At 24.1% G+C, this 21380-nt stretch carries 17 protein-coding genes; 7 read left to right on the plus strand and 10 right to left on the minus strand.

Going from position 1 to position 21380, the window contains the following annotated elements; translation table 11 throughout:
- The first annotated feature begins 103 nt into the window (after nucleotides 1-103).
- The 3 genes from AB4W67_RS00665 (at nucleotide 104) to AB4W67_RS00675 (ending at nucleotide 3165) form a co-directional block, all read left to right on the plus strand.
- Complete coding sequence (locus AB4W67_RS00665; protein ID WP_367682792.1) at nucleotides 104-1411, plus strand: peptidylprolyl isomerase; 1308 nt, start codon at nucleotides 104-106, stop codon at nucleotides 1409-1411.
- Nucleotides 1412-1516: 105 nt separating this feature from the next.
- Nucleotides 1517-2335 carry a 16S rRNA (adenine(1518)-N(6)/adenine(1519)-N(6))-dimethyltransferase RsmA gene (rsmA, locus tag AB4W67_RS00670; RefSeq protein WP_367682656.1) on the plus strand — a complete coding sequence of 273 codons (819 nt, stop codon included), beginning with the start codon at nucleotides 1517-1519 and terminating at the stop codon, nucleotides 2333-2335.
- A gap of 8 nt (nucleotides 2336-2343) precedes the next feature.
- The gene (locus tag AB4W67_RS00675; RefSeq protein ID WP_367682657.1) at nucleotides 2344-3165 is read left to right on the plus strand and encodes a symmetrical bis(5'-nucleosyl)-tetraphosphatase; all 822 of its coding nucleotides are present in this window, start codon (nucleotides 2344-2346) and stop codon (nucleotides 3163-3165) included.
- Nucleotides 3166-3182: 17 nt separating this feature from the next.
- Here the strand turns inward: AB4W67_RS00675 and folA are convergent, their stop codons facing one another.
- The 8 genes from folA to ribF all read right to left on the minus strand — a co-directional run bounded on the left by folA (nucleotide 3183) and on the right by ribF (nucleotide 14387).
- Entirely contained in the window at nucleotides 3183-3677 is a 495-nt protein-coding gene (gene folA, locus AB4W67_RS00680) for a type 3 dihydrofolate reductase (protein WP_367682658.1), read from the minus strand.
- Nucleotides 3678-3743: 66 nt separating this feature from the next.
- Nucleotides 3744-6971 carry a carbamoyl-phosphate synthase large subunit gene (gene carB, locus AB4W67_RS00685; protein ID WP_367682659.1) on the minus strand — a complete coding sequence of 1076 codons (3228 nt, stop codon included), beginning with the start codon at nucleotides 6969-6971 and terminating at the stop codon, nucleotides 3744-3746.
- 13 nt (nucleotides 6972-6984) lie between these two features.
- On the minus strand, nucleotides 6985-8121 hold the full coding sequence (gene carA, locus AB4W67_RS00690; protein ID WP_367682660.1) for a glutamine-hydrolyzing carbamoyl-phosphate synthase small subunit: 1137 nt from the start codon (nucleotides 8119-8121) through the stop codon (nucleotides 6985-6987).
- A 188-nt stretch (nucleotides 8122-8309) separates the two neighbouring features.
- A complete protein-coding gene (dapB, locus tag AB4W67_RS00695; RefSeq protein WP_367682661.1) occupies nucleotides 8310-9128 on the minus strand; it encodes a 4-hydroxy-tetrahydrodipicolinate reductase in 819 nt (272 codons plus the stop codon).
- An 18-nt stretch (nucleotides 9129-9146) separates the two neighbouring features.
- On the minus strand, nucleotides 9147-10079 hold the full coding sequence (gene ispH, locus AB4W67_RS00700; RefSeq protein ID WP_367682662.1) for a 4-hydroxy-3-methylbut-2-enyl diphosphate reductase: 933 nt from the start codon (nucleotides 10077-10079) through the stop codon (nucleotides 9147-9149).
- 72 nt (nucleotides 10080-10151) lie between these two features.
- Nucleotides 10152-10613 (minus strand): signal peptidase II, encoded by a 462-nt coding sequence (gene lspA / locus AB4W67_RS00705; protein ID WP_367682663.1) that lies wholly within the window; start codon nucleotides 10611-10613, stop codon nucleotides 10152-10154.
- Nucleotides 10610-13423 carry an isoleucine--tRNA ligase gene (gene ileS / locus AB4W67_RS00710; RefSeq protein ID WP_367682664.1) on the minus strand — a complete coding sequence of 938 codons (2814 nt, stop codon included), beginning with the start codon at nucleotides 13421-13423 and terminating at the stop codon, nucleotides 10610-10612. The genes lspA and ileS overlap by 4 nt, the downstream gene beginning before the upstream one ends.
- A gap of 4 nt (nucleotides 13424-13427) precedes the next feature.
- Nucleotides 13428-14387 (minus strand): bifunctional riboflavin kinase/FAD synthetase, encoded by a 960-nt coding sequence (gene ribF / locus AB4W67_RS00715; protein WP_367682665.1) that lies wholly within the window; start codon nucleotides 14385-14387, stop codon nucleotides 13428-13430.
- A gap of 196 nt (nucleotides 14388-14583) precedes the next feature.
- Here ribF and rpsT point away from each other — a divergent pair, with 196 nt between their 5' ends.
- Nucleotides 14584-14853 (plus strand): 30S ribosomal protein S20, encoded by a 270-nt coding sequence (rpsT, locus tag AB4W67_RS00720; protein ID WP_367682666.1) that lies wholly within the window; start codon nucleotides 14584-14586, stop codon nucleotides 14851-14853.
- A 57-nt stretch (nucleotides 14854-14910) separates the two neighbouring features.
- On the opposite strand, the gene dnaJ is transcribed toward rpsT, so the two are convergent.
- Nucleotides 14911-16047 (minus strand): molecular chaperone DnaJ, encoded by a 1137-nt coding sequence (gene dnaJ, locus AB4W67_RS00725; RefSeq protein ID WP_367682667.1) that lies wholly within the window; start codon nucleotides 16045-16047, stop codon nucleotides 14911-14913.
- Nucleotides 16048-16148: 101 nt separating this feature from the next.
- Nucleotides 16149-18131 (minus strand): molecular chaperone DnaK, encoded by a 1983-nt coding sequence (gene dnaK / locus AB4W67_RS00730; RefSeq protein WP_367682668.1) that lies wholly within the window; start codon nucleotides 18129-18131, stop codon nucleotides 16149-16151.
- A 241-nt stretch (nucleotides 18132-18372) separates the two neighbouring features.
- Between dnaK and ndhC the strand changes: the two genes are divergently transcribed.
- The 3 genes from ndhC to nuoC all read left to right on the plus strand — a co-directional run bounded on the left by ndhC (nucleotide 18373) and on the right by nuoC (nucleotide 21367).
- Nucleotides 18373-18750, plus strand: a complete 378-nt coding sequence (gene ndhC, locus AB4W67_RS00735) for an NADH-quinone oxidoreductase subunit A (protein WP_367682669.1) — start codon at nucleotides 18373-18375, stop codon at nucleotides 18748-18750.
- 28 nt (nucleotides 18751-18778) lie between these two features.
- A complete protein-coding gene (locus AB4W67_RS00740; protein ID WP_367682670.1) occupies nucleotides 18779-19465 on the plus strand; it encodes an NADH-quinone oxidoreductase subunit B in 687 nt (228 codons plus the stop codon).
- Nucleotides 19466-19570: 105 nt separating this feature from the next.
- Nucleotides 19571-21367, plus strand: coding sequence for an NADH-quinone oxidoreductase subunit C/D (gene nuoC, locus AB4W67_RS00745; protein ID WP_367682671.1), 1797 nt, complete (start codon nucleotides 19571-19573; stop codon nucleotides 21365-21367).
- Nucleotides 21368-21380: the final 13 nt, after the last annotated feature.

Raw genomic sequence — 21380 nt, forward strand, 5'->3', positions numbered from 1 at the left:
CTCAAGAAAATGTTTTTAAAATTTTTAAAAAATATATATTTCAAATTTGAAGAATAAAAAATTCAAGATTGTACCGAAATTTATTTATATTAATTTTTTTTAAATAAAGAAGAATAAAAAAATGAGAGTTTATTTAATTTTAATTTTACATATGTTATTAAGTTTTTTTTCAGTTTGTTTTGCTAGAACTTTTGAAGTTGATAAAATTATTGCAGTTGTAAATAATCAAGTTATATTAAATAAAGATTTGAATCAAATGCTTTTTTATTTAAAACAAGAAAAAAATAATTTTAAAACACCTTTTAAAATAAATTTTTTAAAAGATAAAATGCTTCAAAAATTAATTATAGATCATTTAATTTTAGAAGAAGCAAATAAATTAAATATTGTAGTAACTGATTATCAAGTAAATGCTATTCTTCAAAATATTGCTTTTAAAAATCATATTACTGTAGAAGAATTAAAAAATAATATTATATTGAATAATACTAATAGTTTTTTTAGTTATCAAGATTATTTAACAAATATTAAAAATTCATTAAAAATTAAGATAGTACAAGATTATATATTGAAAAATCGTGTGCATGTTTCTGAAAAAAAAATATATTTTTTATTAAAAAAAATAATAAATAAAACAAATGAATTAAAAAAAATTGACTTAAAATGCATTATTTTACCTTTTAAAAATAATATAGATAAAAAAATAATTTTCAATCAAAAAATTTTAATGAATAATCTTTTTAATAAAATTAAAAATTCTAATTTTGATTATTTTTATAATTATTTTAAAAAAAATAAAGATATTTTTTTAATAGAAAATATACCTTTAGATTTTTTAAAAAATTTAAGAAAGTTATTTTTTGATAAATTATATATTTTTAAAAAAAATCAGATATTAGGACCGATTTTAGGAAAAAAAGGTTTTTATATTTTAAAAGTTAATGATATTAAAAATAATCATATAGAAAAAATAGAAACTGAATTTCATATTCAGCATATTTTAATACGTCCTTCAATTATATTAAAAGAAATAGAGGCTAAAAAAAATATTTTTAAAATATATCATGCTATGAAATTAAAACGTTATAGTTTTGAATATGCTGTCAAAAATTTCTCTCATGATATGTATTCGATTCATAAAAAAGGCGATTTAGGATGGTTATCAAAACGATTATTAAATTATTCTTTTAAAAATATTTTAATTAATTTAAATATTAATGAAATTAGTAAGCCAATTAAATCTAGTATTGGGTGGCATATAATTAAATTATTAGGAAAACGTAAAGTAGATCAAACATGGAAATTAGAAAAAGAAAAAATTTATCAAATTTTACTAAAAGATGAAATAAAAAAAGTAAAAAAAAGTTGGATTCAAGAATTAAAAGATACATCTTATATAGATATTTTTTAAAATTTTTATTTTTTATTATTAATAATATTTAAAAGAAAATAAATTTTATATTTAATATTTTTTGTAATAAAATATTTTAAATATTTTAATTAATTTATAAAATAAATGAAACAATATATCTCTTTAAAAAAATTTAGTCAAAATTTTCTTGTAGATTACAATGTAATTCAAAAAATAATTAGATTTATTAATCCAAAATTAAATCAAAAATTAGTTGAAATTGGACCTGGTTTGGCCGCATTAACTCAACCTATTTGTAATATAATAGATAAATTAATTGTTATTGAAATTGATAAAAATCTATTAATAAGGTTAAAAAAATATTCATTTTATTCTAAGTTAATAGTATTTTGTGAAGATGCTTTAAAATTTAATTATTTTAAATTATTAAGTCAAAAAAATGAATTAATTCGAATTTTTGGTAATTTACCATATAATATTTCTACACCTTTAATATTATCTTTATTTAAAAAAAATAAAATAATTAAAGATATGAATTTTATGTTACAAAAAGAAGTAGCAGAACGTTTAATAGCTGCTCCAGGAAATAAGTCATATTGTCGGTTAAGTATTATAGCTCAATATTATTGTAGTATAAAAAAAATATTATATGTTCCTTCAAAATGTTTTAAACCTAGACCTAAAGTTGATTCTGTATTTGTTAATTTGATTCCATATACTAAGTATTCGCCTTATTTTACTTTTGACATTAATGTTTTAAGTGATATTACTAATATCGCTTTTCGAAAAAGAAGAAAAATGTTACGTAATAGTTTAGGTAAAATATTTTCTGAAAAAATTTTAATTGAATTAGGCATTGATTTAAAACTAAGACCAGAAAATATTTCTATATCAAAATATTGTAAGTTATCTAATTATATAGTAAAAAATAATATAAATTTAAAACATATACTTTTTAAGTAATAAAAATTATGAGCAGATATTTCATTAGTGATATTCATGGTTGTTATAAAGAATTTAAGTTACTTTTAAAAAAATCAGGTTTTAATACTAAAACAGATTATTTATGGATTGCAGGAGATTTAGTTTCTAGGGGTCCAAATTCTTTAGAAGTATTAAGATATTTATACTCTATTAGAGATAGAATAAAAGTAGTTCTTGGAAATCATGATTTAAATTTAATTGCAGTATATTCTGGTATTAAGAAAAATAAAAAGAAAAATTTTTTTGATAGCATTTTAAATGCTAAAGATAGTGATAAATTAATTAATTGGCTTCGTGCTCAATCTTTTTTAAGAATTGATGAAAAAGAGAAAATTATTATGGTACATGCAGGTATTAGCCCGAATTGGAATATCGAAACAACAAAAAAATATGCATTAGAAATTAAAAATATTTTATCAAGTAGTGATTATTGTTTATTTTTAAAATCAATTTTAAATAACAAAGTAGATTATTTGGATTTTAATTCTCAAAAAAATAATCGATTAAAATATATTATTAATGTTTTTACACGCATAAGATATTGTTATCCTAATGGAAAATTAAACTTAATATATAAACAATCTCCTGATTTAATTAAAGATAAATTGTTATTACCATGGTTTCTTACATTAAAAAAGACTATAAATGAATATTCTATTATTTTCGGACACTGGTCTTCTTTAAAAGGAACAAAAGTTCCTTTTAAATTTTTTCCATTAGATAATGGTTGTTGTTGGGGTGGAGAATTATTTATGTTAAGATGGGAAGATAAGAAATGTTTTTTCCAACCTTATCAAAAAAATATATAAAAATTTAATATCAAATATTATCTTATTAATATTTCCAAAAGAAAATCATAAGCATGCTTACTATCTTTTTTAATTTCTTTTTTAAATATTGTTTTCCATTTTTTGAACATTGTATATTTAGGAAAATATGTATCTCCAGAAATATTACAATTAACATGGGTTAGGTATAATTTATTAGCATAAAATAACATTTGTTTATATATTTTTTCTCCTCCAATTACCATAATTTCTTCATTTTTTTTATTTTTTAAATGTGCGGAAATAATTGCATTGTGAATTGAATTAGCCCATATAATATTTTTTTTATTAATTTTTTTATGACTTATGACTATATTAGTACGCATGGGTAATGGATTTTTAATAGATTCCCAAGTTAAACGACCCATAATAATATTTTTATATATTGTATTTTTTCTAAACCATTTTAAATCTTTTGGAAGGTTCCATGGTATTTGATTATGATTACCAATAATAAGATTATTGGAAATAGCAGCAATTAAACTAATGTTCATATTGTTTATATTTTTAAAAAATTGTAATTTTTTTACAACATATTTATTAAATATGTTGTTTTTAATTTAAAATAAATTTATTTTTTTATGAAGTTTTTGTAATGATATTATATTTTTTGTAGGATTTTCATTTAATGCCATAACTGTTGCAAATGCGCCATTAATTGTTGTGTCATAATGTACTTTATATTGTAATGCACTACGACAAATTAATTTTGAATCTCTAATTCCTTGATGACAAGATGTTGTATTAATAATATATGCATATTCTCCATTTTTTAGACGGTCTTGTATATGTGGTCTACCTTCATGTACTTTATTTACTAGTCTAGAAATAATTCCAGATTTTTTCAGGGCTATAGATGTCCCCTTAGTTGCATCGATTTTAAAACCAAATTTTTTCAATTTAATAGCTAAATCTACAATATTTTTTTTATCATTATCTCTAACTGATAGTAATACACGACCAGACTTTTTCATATTTGTATGTGCACTTAGCATTGCTTTTGAAAATGCTTCTGAAAAACTTTTTCCAATACCCATTACTTCACCTGTAGATCTCATTTCTGGTCCTAGTATAGGATCTACTTCTTGAAATTTATCAAAAGGAAGTACTGCTTCTTTAACTGAAAAATATGATGGAATAATTTCTTTTGTATAACCTTGTTGTTTTAATGTTTTACCATACATGACACGTGCAGAGATTTTTGCAAGTGCTAATCCTGTAGCTTTTGATACAAATGGAACAGTTCGAGATGCTCTTGGATTTACTTCAATAATGTATATATCATTATTTTTAATTGCAAATTGTACATTCATAAGTCCTTTAACAGATAACTCTAAAGCTAATTTTTTTACTTGTTCTCTAATATTATCTTGAGTTTTTTTTGTCAGTGTATATGCTGGTAAAGAGCATGCTGAATCTCCAGAATGAACTCCAGCTTGTTCGATATGTTCCATAATACCACCAATTAATACTGTTTCTCCGTCACATATTGCATCTACATCTACTTCAGTTGCATAATTTAAATATTGATCTAATAAAATTGGATTATTATTTTTTTTATTTATTGTAGTTTTAAAGTAGCTACTTAGCTCAGATGGTTTATAAACAATTTCCATAGATCTTCCACCTAAAACATAAGATGGTCGAACCATAATAGGATAACCAATTTTTAATGCTTTTTGATGAGCTTCTTCTAATTTGAAAACTATTGAATTTAAAGGTTGTTTTAAATTTAATTTTTTTACAATTTTTTGAAATCTATTTCTATCTTCTGCTTGATCAATAGAATCTGGTTTTGTTCCAATAATTGGTATTTTTTCTTTTTCAAATTCTTTTGCTAATTTTAAAGGTGTTTGTCCACCATATTGAATAATAACTCCTTTAGGTTTTTCAATTCTTACTATTTCTAAAACATTTTCTAATGTAATTGGTTCAAAATATAGTCGATCCGAAGTATCATAATCAGTAGATACAGTTTCTGGATTACAATTTATCATAATTGCTTCAAAACCATCTTTTCTTAATGCTTGTGCTGCATGTACACAACAATAGTCAAATTCTATACCTTGTCCAATTCTATTAGGACCACCTCCTATTATAATAATTTTTTTTTCATTTTTAATTGGTTGAGATTCACATTCATCTTCCCAAGTAGAATACATATACGCCGTTTCAGTAGAAAATTCAGCTGAACATGTATCAATTCTTTTATAAACAGGATGTAAATTTAATTGATATCTTAGATTACGTATATCTTTTTCTTTTGTATTAGTTAAAATTGATATGCGTAAGTCTGAAAAACCTTTTCTTTTAATAAAATATAAAAATTTATAATTTAATTCCATTAAACTATAATTTTTAATTTTTTCTTCTAAATATATAATTTCTTGAATTTGTACAAGAAACCATGGATCAATAGATGTTAATTCAAATACATTATCTATAGACATACCTAATCTAAAAGCATCTCCAATATACCAAATTCTTTCAGCACCAGCTTCTTTTAATTCACGTCTAATTTTTATTAAATATTTTGGATCAAGTTTAGGTATTTTAGAGTCAAATCCACTAAGTCCAATTTCTAATCCTCTAATGGCTTTTTGTATTGATTCTTGAAAAGTTCTTCCTATAGCCATTACTTCTCCGATAGATTTCATTTGAGTAGTTAATCTATCATTACATCCTGGGAATTTTTCAAAATTAAATCTAGGTATTTTTGTAACTATATAATCTATTGATGGCTCAAATGATGCTGTTGTACCATTACCTGTAATATCATTAGCTAATTCATCTAATGTATATCCTACTGCTAATTTAGCAGCTATTTTTGCTATTGGAAACCCTGTAGCTTTAGATGCTAATGCAGAAGAACGTGATACTCTTGGATTCATTTCAATTACAATCATTCGACCATTTTTAGGGTTAATTGCGAATTGTACATTAGAACCTCCTGTTTCTACTCCAATTTCTTGTAAAATTTTTATAGATGCATTTCTCATAACTTGATATTCTTTATCAGTTAAAGTTTGAGCTGGTGCTATAGTAATTGAATCTCCTGTATGAATTCCCATTGGGTCTAAATTTTCAATTGAACATACAATAATACAATTATTATTTTTATCTCTTACAACTTCCATTTCATATTCTTTCCAACCAATTAATGATTCATCAATTAGTAATTCATTGGTAGGAGATAACTTCAAACCTCTTTCACAAATTTCTTCAAATTCTTCTTGGTTGTAAGCAATCCCCCCACCGTTTCCACCCATAGTAAAAGAAGGTCGAATAATACATGGGAATCCTACATTTTTTAAAACTATTTGAGCTTCTTTAATATTATTTGCAATTCCACATTTTGCTGTGTTTAGATTGAGTTTCTTCATTGAAAATTCGAATAATTTTCTATTTTCTGCTTTATTGATTGCATCAATTGTAGCACCAATAATTTTTACATTAAATTTCTTTAATATTCCTCTATGATTTAGTTCTAAAGCACAATTTAATGCTGTTTGGCCGCCCATTGTAGGTAATAGTGCATCTGGTTTTTCTTTAATTATAATTTTTTTTACTATTTTCCAGTGGATAGGTTCAATATATGTAGCATGAGCCATATATGGGTCAGTCATGATAGTAGCTGGATTAGAGTTAACAAGGATAACTTTATAACCCTCTTCATAAAGCGCTTTGCATGCTTGCGCGCCTGAATAATCAAATTCACATGCTTGTCCAATAATAATAGGACCTGCCCCAAGAATTAAAATGGATTTTATATCAGTAGATTTAGGCATTTTTTTTTCCTAACTAATTACTGAATTTTGATTGATTAAGTAATTTTATAAAATGATCAAATAAAGAAGAAGCATCGTGTGGCCCAGGACTAGCTTCTGGATGTCCCTGAAAACTAAAAGCAAGCTTATTTTTTAAACGTAGTCCTTGTAAAGTACCATCAAATAGAGAAGTATGTGTTATAGAAATATTATTTGGTATATTTTTGATATCAACTGTAAAACTATGGTTTTGAGAAGTAATCATTACTCGGTTTGTTTTTAATTCTTTTACTGGATGATTAGCACCATGATGGCCAAATTTCATTTTAATAATATTAGCTCCACTAGCTAATGCAAGAAGTTGATGTCCTAAGCATATCCCAAATATTGGAAGATTAATTTTTAAAAAATATTGAATAGTTTTAATTGCATAATTACAAGGTCTTGGATCCCCTGGTCCATTTGATAAAAAAATTCCATCAGGAGCTAAATTTAATACTGTTTTTATATTTGTAGTAGCAGGTACTACAGTTAGATAACATCCCCTATCTACTAGCATACGTAATATATTTCGTTTTACACCAAAATCATATACAATAATATGAAATAAATTTTTTTTTTGAAGATTATGTTTTTTATGCAAAGTAAAACTACCTTTGTTCCAATTATAAATTTTTTTAGTAGTTACTTTTTTAGCTAAATCTAATCCTTGTAAACTTAAACATTTTTTTGCTTTTTCATGTGCTATAAAATAATTTTCTTTAGTATCTGTAATAATGCATCCATTTTGAGATCCTTTCATTCGTAAAATACGTGTTAATTTTCTTGTATCAATATCTGATATTGCTATTATATTATTTTCTTTTAAGTAAGAAGAAAAATTTTTTTCACTTCGGTAATTACTTGATATTGGTGAAATATCACGAATAATTAAACCACGTATATGTATTTTAGATGATTCCTCATCATTATGATTAGTTCCGATATTTCCAATATGAGGGTGTGTTAATGTTACAATTTGATTTGAATAAGAAGGGTCGGTAATAATTTCTTGGTACCCAGTTATTGATGTATTAAAAACAATTTCTCCTACAGTTATTCCTTTAACTCCGATATAACGTCCACAAAATTTAGTGCCATCTTCTAAAACTAATACTGCTGATTGGCCCAAAGCATCCTCCAAAAAATTTTTTCAATTTTGGTTAAATTTAAATAATATTAAAATATTTTGAAAAAATTAGATTTTATTTTAACTAAAATTAATATTTTTGTCTATTATCATCATTAATATTTTATATATTCATTTATTTCTATTTTTTTAAAGTAATAAATAATTTTATATTGAGATTTTAAAAATTTTTATAATATACTTTTTAAAAAATCTTTCATACTGAATATTCCTTGGTTTTTTGAAGAAATCCAAATAGCAGTTTGAATTGCTCCTTGAGCAAAGCATTTTCTATTAAAAGCTGTATGAGTAATTTTAATTTCTTCTTTTGGATTTGTAAAAATAACAGAATGTTTACCAATTATATTCCCTGATCTTATACTAGAAAATCCAATTTTTTTCAACTTTCTAGATTTTCCTATTCCTTTTTTATAATATAATGAATCTTGATCTAAATTTAATTTCATGATTTTTGCTATTTTTTCTCCAATAGTTAAAGCAGTTCCTGAAGGAATATCAATTTTATTACGATGATGAAATTCTATAATATCTATATCTGAAGTATTACCTATTATCTGAGCAGTTTTTTTTACTAGTTCAAAAATTAAGTTTATTCCTATACTAAAATTTGCAGATTTTAATATAGAAATATTTTTTGAATATGAAGTAATTATTTTATTTTCTTCATATGTAAATCCAGTTGTACCAATAATCATATTTTTTTTAAATATATTACAGTATTTTAAATGTTTCAATGTGCTTTTTGGATTTGTAAAATCAATTAATACATCGAAATTATTTTTTTTTATATCTATTCTATCTTGAATTAATACTCCTATTTTACCTATACCTATTACTTCTCCAACATCCTGATTAATAAATGGATTATTTTTTCTTGCTATCGTAGATGTTAAACAAATTTTTTTATTTTTTTGTATTTCTTTAATTAATATTTTTCCCATTCTACCTAAGGGACCGCTAATTGCGATTCGAGTTATTTTTTTATTCATAATAATTTCTTAGTTTAATTATAAAAATAAGTTTTTAGGAATATTAAAAGTAATTTCTTCTTTAGTTCCTGGCATTTCTTTTATTGTTATAGCACCTATTTTTTGCAAGTACTTTACTACTTGTTTTACTAAAAATTCAGGTGCTGATGCTCCTGCAGTAATACCAATATATTTTTTATTTTTTATCCATTTTTTTTTAATCTCTAAAAATGATTCAATTTGTTTTGTATATATTCCTGTTTCTTTTCCTATTTCTGTTAAACGATTAGTATTAGAAGAATTTTTTGAACCAATTACAAATATTATATTAGAAATTTTTGATAATTTAAGAATGGCATTTTGTCGATTAGTTGTTGCATAACATATATCTTCTTTTTTGGGGCCAGAAATATATGGAAATTTTTTTTTTAAAGATTTAATAATATTTTGAGTGTTTTTAATAGATAATGTTGTTTGTGTAAAGTAATTTAATTTTCTATTGTTTTTAACTGATATTTTTTTTATATCTTTAATTGATTGAATTAGATGTATTTTACTATCTTTATTATTATAATGACCCAATGTTCCAATTACTTCAGGATGATTTTTATGACCAATAAAAATAGTTTCTATACCTTTTTTACTTGAATTTTCAACTTCTTTGTGCACTTTTGTTACTAGTGGGCAAGTTGCATTTAAAATAATTAATTTTTTTTTTATAGCTTCTTCTTTAGTTTTTTTTGATACTCCATGCGCAGAAAAAACAACGATTGAATAATTAGGGATATCTGAAATTTTTTCAACAAATATAACTTTTTTTTTACGTAATTTTTCAATAATATATTTATTGTGTACTAATTCATGTTTGATATAAATAACTTTTTTATAAAATTTTAAAGCATTTTCTACAATGGAAATGGCTCTTTTAACACCTGCACAAAATCCTCTTGGATTAGCTAATACAATATGCATATTAGAATTCTCTAAAAATATTTACGTTTAAAAAATATATTTTTTTTATTGTCAGTATATTAAATTATTTTTTTAAAATTTTATATATCTTTTTATGTATATAATTATCCCAATAAATATACTAAAATCAGATATATTAAATGTTGGAAAATGCCAATTTTTAATATGTATATCGATAAAATCTATGACAAATCCATAATATAGACGATCTATTAAATTACCTATTGCTCCTGAAATAATAAAACAATAAGATAATTTTTTATATTTTATTTTTAGGTTTATAAGTTCTTTGAATATTAATAATATAATAATTATATTTATTAGTGATAAAAAAAATCTATTCCATAATGTTTTATTTGATAAAATACTAAATGCTATACCATAATTATGCACATGAAATAAATTCAATATTGATAAAATTTTTTTATTTTCATACAAATATAAATAATTCAAAATCCAATATTTAGAAAAAACATCTAATGTTATTATCAGAATAATGATAATATAATAATAATTTTTATATATTTTTTTCATATAAAAGTTCGTTTTTCACCATCCCCTTTTGTATTTAGAATACAACGTTCACATATTTCATAATTATTTTTAGTAAAAACAATATTATAATGCCAGCATCTTGGACATTTTTCATTTTTAGTTTTTTTTAATAAAAATTTAAATTCTGGTTTTAATGTGCTTTTTTTTGTATTTTTTGGTGCTATTTCGTATTTTTTTAGAATTACTTCAGATGTCAAAAACACAAATTTTAATTCATTTTTTAAAATATTTAATTTATTTTTTATTTCAGGTTTTACATATAGTGTAATAGATGATTCTAATGAGTTGTTAATTTTTTTATTTTGTATTTCTTCTTCTATAAATTTATTTACTTCATTTTTAATTTTAATTAGTTCTTGCCAAAATTGATGATTTAAAATATTTGTGGCGTCTAAATCAAATAGTTGATCAAACCATTCTTCTGTAAATACGTATTTTGAATTGATTCCAGGTAAATAATTCCATATTTCATGAGCAGTAAATGATAATATAGGTGATATCCAACGTACAAGTGCATTAATTATATAATATATTGCAGTTTGACAGCTTCTTCTTTCTAAGCTATTTTTTTTTAAAGTATATTGTCTATCTTTAATAATATCTAGATAGAAAGAACCCATATCAATAGAACAAAAGTACATTAATTTTTTTATAATTGCATGAAAATTATATTCATTATAAAATTTAATAATTTCTTCTTGTACTATTTTTGTTTGAGCAACAGCCCATTTATCTAAAAAAATCATATTTTCTTTAGAAATAATATCCTTATTTGGATTAAAATCGTTTATATTTGCTAACATAAAACGTGTAGTGTTTCTTATTCTTCGATAAATATCTGATGTTCGTTTTAAAATTTCATTAGAAATAACAATATCATTAGTGTAATTTGATGAAGCAACCCAAAGTCTTAAAATATCTGCACCTAATTTATTTATTATATCATTGGGACTAATAGTATTACCAATCGATTTAGACATTTTTTGGCCTTTTTTATCAACTACAAAGCCATGTGTTAAAACTTGAGAATATGGTGCTTTTTTATTAATTAGCATTGATATTATTAAAGATGACATAAACCAACCTCTATGTTGATCTGAACCTTCTAAAAACATATCTGCATAATTTTTTTTATTTTTTTTATTTTTATATTCAATTGATGTATGTGTGTTTCCTGATTCAAACCATACATCTAATATATCAAAGATTTGATGATATATATCATGTTCTTTTTCCAATATTTCTGATAAATTAATATTCCACCAAGCTTGAATACCTTCTTTTTCTATTTTTTTAATTATTTTTTCCATAATTAAATGATTTTTAGGGTGTATTTGTCCTGTTTTTTTATGTATAAAAATTGACATTGGAACTCCCCACTGTCTTTGTCTTGATATACACCAATCAGGTCTATTTTTAATCATCTCTTTTAGTCGAGATTTTCCCCATTTAGGTATCCATAAAACTTTATTAATTTCATTAATTATTTTCTTTTTTAAATTATTTTTATTAATATCAATAAACCATTGCGGGGTTGCTCTAAATATAATTGGGGTTTTATGTCGCCAGCAATGTGGATAGCTATGTTTTAAAATTTCGTGATGTAATAAATGATTATTATGAGTTAATAGTTGAATAATTTTTTTATTAGCTTCAATAATATTAATATCATTTAACTCTGGATGTATGTTTTTTTTAAAATAACCTTTATGATCTATTAAATGCACTGTTTTAATATTATATTTTTGGCAAATAATATAATCATCTAAACCATGATCTGGTGCTGTATGAACAGATCCTGTACCTACATCAAGAGTAATATGTTTTCCTAATATTACAGGTAATAAAATTTTATTTAAAAATGGATGTAAAACTTTAATATTTTCTAATTTTTTACCTATTAAAGAAGTTAAATTTTTCCAATTTTTTATTTTTAAAATCTTAATTGTTTTTTTTACTAGATTTTTTGCTATAATTAAATTATACATTTCAGTTTCAATTAAATCGTATTGAAAATCTGGATGTACAGTAATTGCTCTACTAGATGGAAGGGTCCATGGAGTAGTTGTCCAAATAGGTAAATATATTTTTTTATTATTTAATGTATTAATATTTAATATTTTTTTTAAATATTTTGAATGAATCTCCATTAAAACAAAAATTGCATCTGATTTTTTATTTAAATATTCAATTTCTGCATCAGATAAAGATGATTCACATGTTAAACACCAGTATATTGGTTTGAAATCTTGATATAAATATTTATTTTTAATAATTTTAGAGAGTGTTTTTATTATATTAGCTTCATTTTTATAGTTCATCGTAAGATGAGAGTTATCCCAATCTCCTATAACTCCTAATCTAATAAAATCTTTTTTTTGTTTTTTTACTTGTTGATTTGCATATTTTCGACATTCTTCTTGAAATTTAAATGTATTAATTGATTTTTTATATAGACCTAATTTTTCTTCAACTTTTTGCTCAATAGGTAATCCGTGACAATCCCATGAAGGTATATATGGAGCATCAAAACCAGATAAATTTTTTGATTTAATTATGATATCTTTTAGAATTTTATTGACTGCATGTCCAATGTGAATATTTCCATTGGCATATGGTGGTCCATCATGTAGAAAAAAAATTTTTTGATTTTTTTTCTTGTTTCTAATTTCTTGGTAAAGTTTATCTTCATACCATTTTTTTAAGATATCAGGTTCTTTTTGAATTAAATTAGCTCGCATAGAAAATTTTGTATAAGGTAAATTTAAAGTTTTTTTATAATCATTCATAATTTTATCTTATTAATAAATTTTGATCTAAAATATTAAAATATTGTTTTACGATTTTAACATCTTCAAAAATTTGTTTTTTTAATTTTTCTTGTGATGTAAAAAAATATTCATTTCTTATTTTTTTATATAGAAAAATTTCTATTTTTTTTTCATATAAATCAATATCTGTATTAAATAAATGTACTTCGAGTAATTTATTAATTTTTATATTATTAAAACTTGGTTTAATTCCTATATTACATATTCCTAGATATATTTTTTTTTCTAAGAAATAATTTACTTTAACTGCATATACTCCATTATTTATAGAAATATTATTATTCAGTTTTATATTTGCTGTAGGAAAACCTAATTTTCTACCAATTTGTTTTCCATAAATTACACGACCAATAATACTAAATCTTCTACCAAGTAACAATTTAGCTGATTCGATATCATTTTTTAATAAATATTTTCTGATATTGGTACTACTAACTTTAATATTATTTTTATATATTGATTTTATTTTAATAATACTAAAATTATATTTTTTACTAATTTTTTCAAGAAAAGAAATATTTCCATTTCTTTTGGAGCCGAATTTAAAATCTTCTCCAGATATAATAAATTTTATATTTAATTTTTTAATTAATATTTTTTTAACAAATTCTTTTGGATTAAGATTAGAAAAAAATTTATTAAATTTAATACATATAACAATATCAATTTTATATAATTCAATATATTTAATTTTTTGAAAAAATTTTGTAATTCTTTTAGGAGGATTTTTATTATTAAAAAACTCTAATGGTTGAGGTTCAAATAGGATAATGATTTTTAACATATTATTTTCTGTTCCTATTTTATATACTGTTGAAAGTAATTTTTGATGTCCTAAATGAACTCCATCAAAATTTCCAATACTTACGACAGAATTAGAGTTGATTTTTTTTAAATGATAGATACCTCGTATAATCTTCATTTTAAAATTAACCTATAAAAATGTTAAATAAAAAATTTTATATTTAATTTGTTTTATATTTTACTTAATATATAATAATTTAATAATTAATTTATCATATTTATTAATTTTTTTGTTTTTTATTTGTATTTCTTAAATATATCTCAATATTTCTTAAATATATCTCAATTTTAAAATAATTATTTAGGAGTGAACATTGGCAAATATTAAAGCAGCAAAAAAATATTCTATAACGTCTGAACAACGTCGAAAAAAAAATGTAAGTCAACGTTCAAAGGTTCGAAATTTTATAAAAAAAGTTAGATTAGCTATTACTTCTGGAGATAAAAAAAAAGCAGAGGATGCTTTTAAAAATATGCAGCCTATTATTGATAAATATTCAACAAAAGGAATAATACATAAAAATAAAGCTGCAAGGCATAAATCTATTTTATCACTAAAAATCAAAAAATTAAATTATAATTAAATTTTATATAATAGTATTGCCTCTAATTTTTATTAAGAAGCAATACTTTATAAAATTTTATTTAGTTAATTCATCAAAAAATCTTTTTACTCCATCAAAAAATCTTTTTGATCGAGGTGTATTTTTTTCTCCTTTAAATCCATTTAAACTTTTTCCTAATTCATTTAAAAGATATTTTTGCTGTTCATTTAGGTTAATTGGTGTTTCCACAACTACACGACATAATAAATCACCTTGTCTTCTATTTTGAACAGATTTAACACCTCTTCCTCGAATACGAAAAAGTTTTCCTGATTGTGTTTCAGATGGTATTTTTAGTTTCACTCGACCATCTAAAGTGGGAACTGTAATTTCTCCGCCTAAAGCTGCCATGGTAAAATTTATTGGAACTTCACAATAAAGGTTGTTTTCTTCTCGTTCAAAAATAGGATGTTTATTTACTGTAATTTGAATATATAAATCTCCTGATTGAGCACCGTTAATACCAGCTTCTCCTTCATTATTTAATCTAATTCTGTCGTTTGTATCAATTCCAGGTGGAATTTTTACTGATAATATTTTATTAGTTTTAACTCTACCTTGACCACGACATATGTGACATGGATCATGAATTATAGTTCCTTTTTCATGACATGTAGGACAAGATTGTTGAACTGTAAAAAATCCTTTTCTTATATGTATTTGTCCTTTTCCATGACAGGTAGAGCATTTACGAGGTTTACTTCCTGTTTTAGTTCCAGATCCATAACAAGTTTTACATTTTTGAAATGTTGGAATTTGTATTTCCTTGATAATACCTTTAACTGCTTCTTCTAAAGAAATATTCATATTATAACATAAATCAGCACCTTTTTTAACTCTTTGATTTCTACTACCTCCAAAAATATCACCAAAAACATCTCCAAAAATATCACTAAAATCTGAAGAGCTAGTAAAGGTGTTATATGTAGAATTTTGATTTTGACCATTTTCAAAAGCTGCATGTCCGTATTGGTCATATGCATGTCGTTTTTCTTCATCAATTAATACTTCATATGCTTCTTTTATTTCTTTAAATATATTTTCAGCATTTTTATCTCCCTGATTTCGATCAGGATGATATTTCATTGCTAATCGTTTATATGCTTTTTTAATTTCACGTTCTTCGGCTGTTTTTGAAACTCCTAGAACTTTATAGTAATCTTTTTTTCCCATTATCACTCTTCCTACATTTCAAATAATTACACGGGCGTAGATTTTTTCTACGCCCGTGTTAGTTGTTAGACTATTATAATTATTTTTTAAATTTAATATAATTATTTTTTCGAATCTTTTATTTCTTCAAATTCTGCATCTACAACATTTTCATCTTTTTTTGATGTAGAGGATTGATTTTTATTGCTTGAATTATCGTCTGGTTTTTGTTGATGAATTTCTGTTAACTTAGATGAAATTTTTAAAAGATTTTGTATATTTTTTTCAATATCAGCTTTATTTTCTCCTTTTAATGATATTTCCAGTTCATTTAAAGCTGATTTTATTTTTTCTTGATCTTTAATTGGAATTTTTGTCAATTTTTCATTTAATTGTTTTTTTGTACTATGAATTAATTGATCACCTTGATTTCGTATTTGAATTAATTCTTCAAATTTTCGATCTGATTCAGCATTTTTTTCTGCATCATTAATCATTTTTTTGATTTCTGCTTCATTTAGTCCTGAAGAAGCTTTAATAGTAATTTTTTGCTCTTTTCCTGTTTTTTTATCTTTTGCAGAAACATGTAAGATTCCGTCAGAATCAATATCAAATGTTACTTCTATTTGTGCTGTTCCTCTTGGTGCAGGTTCAATTCCATCTAAATTAAATTGACCTAAAGATTTATTATCTAAAGCTCTTTTTCTTTCACCTTGTAATACATGTATAGTAACTGCAGATTGATTATCTTCTGCTGTTGAAAAAACTTGACTATGTTTTGTAGGAATTGTAGTATTTTTATTAATTAGTGGTGTCATTATACCACCCATTGTTTCAATTCCTAATGATAGAGGAGTTACATCAAGTAATAATACATCTTTTACATCACCTGAAAGAACCCCCCCTTGTACTGCAGCACCTACTGCTACTGCTTCATCTGGATTTACATCTTTTCTAGGTTCTTTTCCAAAAAAATCTGCAACTTTTGCCTGAACCATAGGCATTCTTGTTTGACCACCTACTAATATAACATCATGTATGTTTGAAATTGATAATCCTGCATCTTTTAAAGCAACTTTAAGTGGTTCAATAGAACGTAATACTAAATCTTCAACTAAAGATTCTAATTTTGAACGAGTAACTTTTATATTTAAATGTTTAGGACCATTGGAATCTGCTGTAATATATGGTAAATTTACATCTGTTTGTTGAGCTGATGATAATTCAATTTTAGCTTTTTCTGCTGATTCTTTTAATCTTTGCATTGCTAATGAATCGTTTCGTAAATCAATACCTTGTTCTTTTTTAAATTCGTTTACTAAATAGTTAATAAGTCTACTATCAAAATCTTCTCCTCCAAGATGAGTATCGCCATTTGTTGAAAGTACTTCAAAAGTTTTTTCTTTATCAACATCATCTATTTCAATAATGGATATATCAAAAGTACCTCCTCCTAAATCATAAACAGCTATGGTTCTATTACCTTGTCCTTTATCTAAACCATAAGCTAGTGCTGCAGCTGTAGGTTCATTAATAATTCTTTTTACTTCTAAACCAGCAATTCTTCCTGCATCTTTAGTTGCTTGTCGTTGTGCATCATTAAAATATGCGGGTACTGTAATAACAGCTTCTTTAATAGTTTCACCTAAATAATCTTCTGCAGTTTTTTTCATTTTTTTTAAAACTTCTGCAGAAATTTGAGGAGGAGCTATTTTTTTACCTTTTACGTTGATCCATGCATCTCCATTATCAGAGTTAATGATATCATATGGCATAATTTTGATATCACGTTGAACCTCTTCATCTTGAAATTTTCGTCCAATTAAACGTTTTATAGCAAATAAAGTATTTTTTGGATTAGTAATAGCTTGACGTTTAGCTGGCTGTCCTACTAATACTTCACCTTCCTGAGAATATGCAATAATAGAAGGTGTAGTACGATCTCCTTCTGCATTTTCTAATACACGAGGTTTGTTGCCATCCATAATGGCAACACAAGAGTTGGTTGTTCCCAAATCGATACCAATAATTTTACCCATTGATTTTCTCCTATTTTGATAAATTGGGTTTTCAACCTTTATGCGGCCATTTTTTTTGGCTTTCATTAGCTACATAGGATTGTATTTTCATTTTTTTATATATCACTGTTTTGATTATTAGATGGGGTCTTTTTTTAAGTCATCAAGGTCTAGGTTAAAAAAAATATATATTGAACAAAAAATATTAAAAAATTTATTTATAAACATAATCTATTATTTTATATTTTTCATATACATTAAAAATTTTAATACTTATAATAAAAAATATTTAGTTTTATTAAAGAGAGTTGATATTTTTGGAGTTTTTATGTTGAATTTAGATATGAAAGAATTATTATCTTTTTTTTATTTTATTTTTTTTTCTTTGTTTTTTTGTTTTTTTATGTTGTTTTTAAGCTCAATTTTAGGATCAAAATCATCATCAAGATATAAACATACTCCTTTTGAATCAGGTATTTCCCCTGTAGGGGATACATATTTACGTTTTTCTGTTAAATTCTATTTAATTGCAATGTTTTTTGTAATATTTGATGTTGAAGCTCTTTATCTATATGTATGGTCTGTTAGTATATTAGAAACAGGATGGGTTGGATTTATTGAATCTTTTATTTTTATTTTTTTTATTTTACTATCTTTATTTTATTTGATCCGTATTAAAGCTTTAAATTGGGTTTCAAAATATTAAAATTCATTAATAATTAGGATGTAATTTAATGCAAAGAAAAGTCAATTATACATTAACTCGTGCTGAGTTTAAAAATTCTAATAAAAAATATCCAAAAGAAACAATTAGTTCTGTTACTGATCCCCTAGAAAACTATTATAAAAATAATATTTTTATAGGAAAAGTTAAGAAATTATTGCATAAATTGGTTAACTGGGGGCGTAAAAACTCTCTTTGGCCTTATAATTTCGGTTTATCTTGTTGTTATGTAGAAATGGTTACGGCATTTACTTCTGTACATGACATAGCTCGTTTTGGATCTGAAGTTTTACGAGCTTCTCCACGACAAGCTGATGTAATGGTTATTGCAGGGACACCATTTATTAAAATGGCTCCTGTAATTCAAAGATTGTATGATCAGATGTTAGAACCAAAATGGGTTATTTCTATGGGCGCATGTGCTAATTCTGGTGGTATGTATGATATTTATTCTGTTGTTCAAGGAGTAGATAAGTTTTTACCTGTAGATATTTATATTCCTGGTTGTCCTCCTAGACCAGAAGCTTATATACATGCTTTAACTTTGCTTCAAGATTCAATTAGCAACGAAAGAAGACCATTATCTTGGGTGATAGGAGAGCAAGGAGTATATCGTAAAAAAACATCATCAGAAAAATTAAAAAAAAGAAGTCAAAGAATATCTGTTATTAATCTTCCAACTACAGAAAATATTTAAATATCTAATAAATATATTATTTTAAAAAATAAAAGTTTTAAAATCAATTCAAAATTTTTCTAAAATCAGTCATAATAAGAAAAATCAGTCGTAAATGAGAAATCTATGATAGATGTGAATAAAAATAATACATTAAATCAAAATAGTTATAAAAAAAATTTAAATAATTTAATTTTTAATCAACTGATTAATAAATTTGGTCAAGATTTTTATATATTTCAAAAAACTAAGATAGGTTTTCCAATAATTTGGATTAATAAAAATTTTTTATTACAGGTTATGAAATTTTTATTAAATTCTTCATATTCTTATAATATGCTTTTTGATTTACATGGGGTAGATGAACGATTTCGAATAAATCGAGAAAATTTACCCAAAGCTGATTTTTCAGTTTTTTATCATTTAATATCTATAAAATATAATGTTGATTTTATGATTAAAGTACCTTTACTGAAAAATGATTTAATTATATCAACATGTACTGGGTTATTTCCTAATGCAAATTGGTATGAAAGAGAAACTTGGGATATGTTTGGTATTTTTTTTAAAAATCATTCACATTTAGAACGAATTATTATGCCAAAAACATGGAAAGGACATCCTTTAAGAAAAGATTTTCCAGCTAGAGCTACTGAATTTAAAGCTTTTTTCTTAAATGAAGAAAAAGAAGATATAGAGATGGAAGCTTTAAAATTTAAACCTGAATCATGGGGAATGAAAAGAAGTAATAATAATGTAGATTTTATGTTTTTAAATCTAGGACCTAATCATCCATCAGCACATGGAGCATTTAGAATTGTTTTACAATTAGATGGTGAAAATATTATTGATTGTGTACCTGATATAGGATATCACCATCGTGGTGCAGAAAAAATGGCAGAAAGACAATCATGGCATAGTTATATTCCATATACAGATCGTATTGAATATTTAGGTGGTTGTGTTAATGAAATGCCATATATTTTGGCAGTTGAAAAATTAGCTGGTATTTCTGTTCCAGAAAAAGTTAAAGTAATTCGAGTGATGCTATCAGAATTATTTCGAATTAATAGTCATTTACTATATATTTCTACTTTTATTCAAGATGTAGGATGTATGACACCTATTTTTTTAGCATTTACCGATCGTCAAAAAATTTATGATATTATTGAAGCGATTACTGGTGCAAGAATGCATCCGGCTTGGTTTCGTATTGGTGGAGTAGCTAATGATCTTCCAAAAGGATGGCAAAATTTATTAAAGGAATTTCTTGAATGGATGCCAAAAAGAATAAAATATTATTTAGATGTAGCTTTAAAAAATCCTATTTTAATTAATCGTTCTAAAAGTATTGCTCAATATTCTAAAAAAGAAGCTTTAGAATGGGGTGTAACAGGATCTGGATTACGTGCTACTGGTATAGATTTTGATGTAAGAAAATCGCGTCCTTATTCTGGTTACGAAAACTATGATTTTGAAATACCTATTGGTAATGGAATTAGTGATTGTTATTCAAGAGTGATGATTAAAGTAGAAGAAGTATATCAAAGTTTATTAATTTTAAATCAATGTTTAAATAATATGCCAGAAGGACCTTTTAAAGCTGATCACCCATTAACTACTCCTCCACCTAAAGAAAATGTATTGCAAGATATTGATAGTATGATTAATCATTTTTTACAAATATCATGGGGGCCAGTTCTTCCAATAAATGAAAGTTTTCAAATGATTGAAGCAACTAAAGGAATTAATAGTTATTATTTGATTAGTGATGGTGGAACAATGAGTTATAGAACAAGAATAAGAACTCCAAGTTTTCCACATTTACAACAAATACCTTCAGTAATACGTGGTAGTTTAATATCAGATTTAATTGTGTATTTAGGTAGTATAGATTTTGTTATGTCTGACGTGGATAGATAATTATGTATAAAAA

It is taken from the genome of Buchnera aphidicola (Protaphis terricola) (assembly GCF_964059145.1).
Taxonomy (GTDB): Bacteria; Pseudomonadota; Gammaproteobacteria; order Enterobacterales; family Enterobacteriaceae; genus Buchnera; species Buchnera aphidicola_BP.

Coding starts and splice junctions, on each gene's coding strand:
- rsmA (WP_367682656.1), top strand. CDS start 1,517: ATGAAACAATATATCTCTTTAAAAAAATTTAGTCAAAATTTTCTTGTA.
- AB4W67_RS00675 (WP_367682657.1), top strand. CDS start 2,344: ATGAGCAGATATTTCATTAGTGATATTCATGGTTGTTATAAAGAATTT.
- folA (WP_367682658.1), bottom strand. CDS start 3,677: ATGAACATTAGTTTAATTGCTGCTATTTCCAATAATCTTATTATTGGT.
- carB (WP_367682659.1), bottom strand. CDS start 6,971: ATGCCTAAATCTACTGATATAAAATCCATTTTAATTCTTGGGGCAGGT.
- dapB (WP_367682661.1), bottom strand. CDS start 9,128: ATGAATAAAAAAATAACTCGAATCGCAATTAGCGGTCCCTTAGGTAGA.
- ispH (WP_367682662.1), bottom strand. CDS start 10,079: ATGCATATTGTATTAGCTAATCCAAGAGGATTTTGTGCAGGTGTTAAA.
- lspA (WP_367682663.1), bottom strand. CDS start 10,613: ATGAAAAAAATATATAAAAATTATTATTATATTATCATTATTCTGATA.
- ileS (WP_367682664.1), bottom strand. CDS start 13,423: ATGAATGATTATAAAAAAACTTTAAATTTACCTTATACAAAATTTTCT.
- ribF (WP_367682665.1), bottom strand. CDS start 14,387: ATGAAGATTATACGAGGTATCTATCATTTAAAAAAAATCAACTCTAAT.
- dnaJ (WP_367682667.1), bottom strand. CDS start 16,047: ATGGGAAAAAAAGATTACTATAAAGTTCTAGGAGTTTCAAAAACAGCC.
- dnaK (WP_367682668.1), bottom strand. CDS start 18,131: ATGAAAGCCAAAAAAAATGGCCGCATAAAGGTTGAAAACCCAATTTAT.
- ndhC (WP_367682669.1), top strand. CDS start 18,373: ATGTTGAATTTAGATATGAAAGAATTATTATCTTTTTTTTATTTTATT.
- AB4W67_RS00740 (WP_367682670.1), top strand. CDS start 18,779: ATGCAAAGAAAAGTCAATTATACATTAACTCGTGCTGAGTTTAAAAAT.
- nuoC (WP_367682671.1), top strand. CDS start 19,571: ATGATAGATGTGAATAAAAATAATACATTAAATCAAAATAGTTATAAA.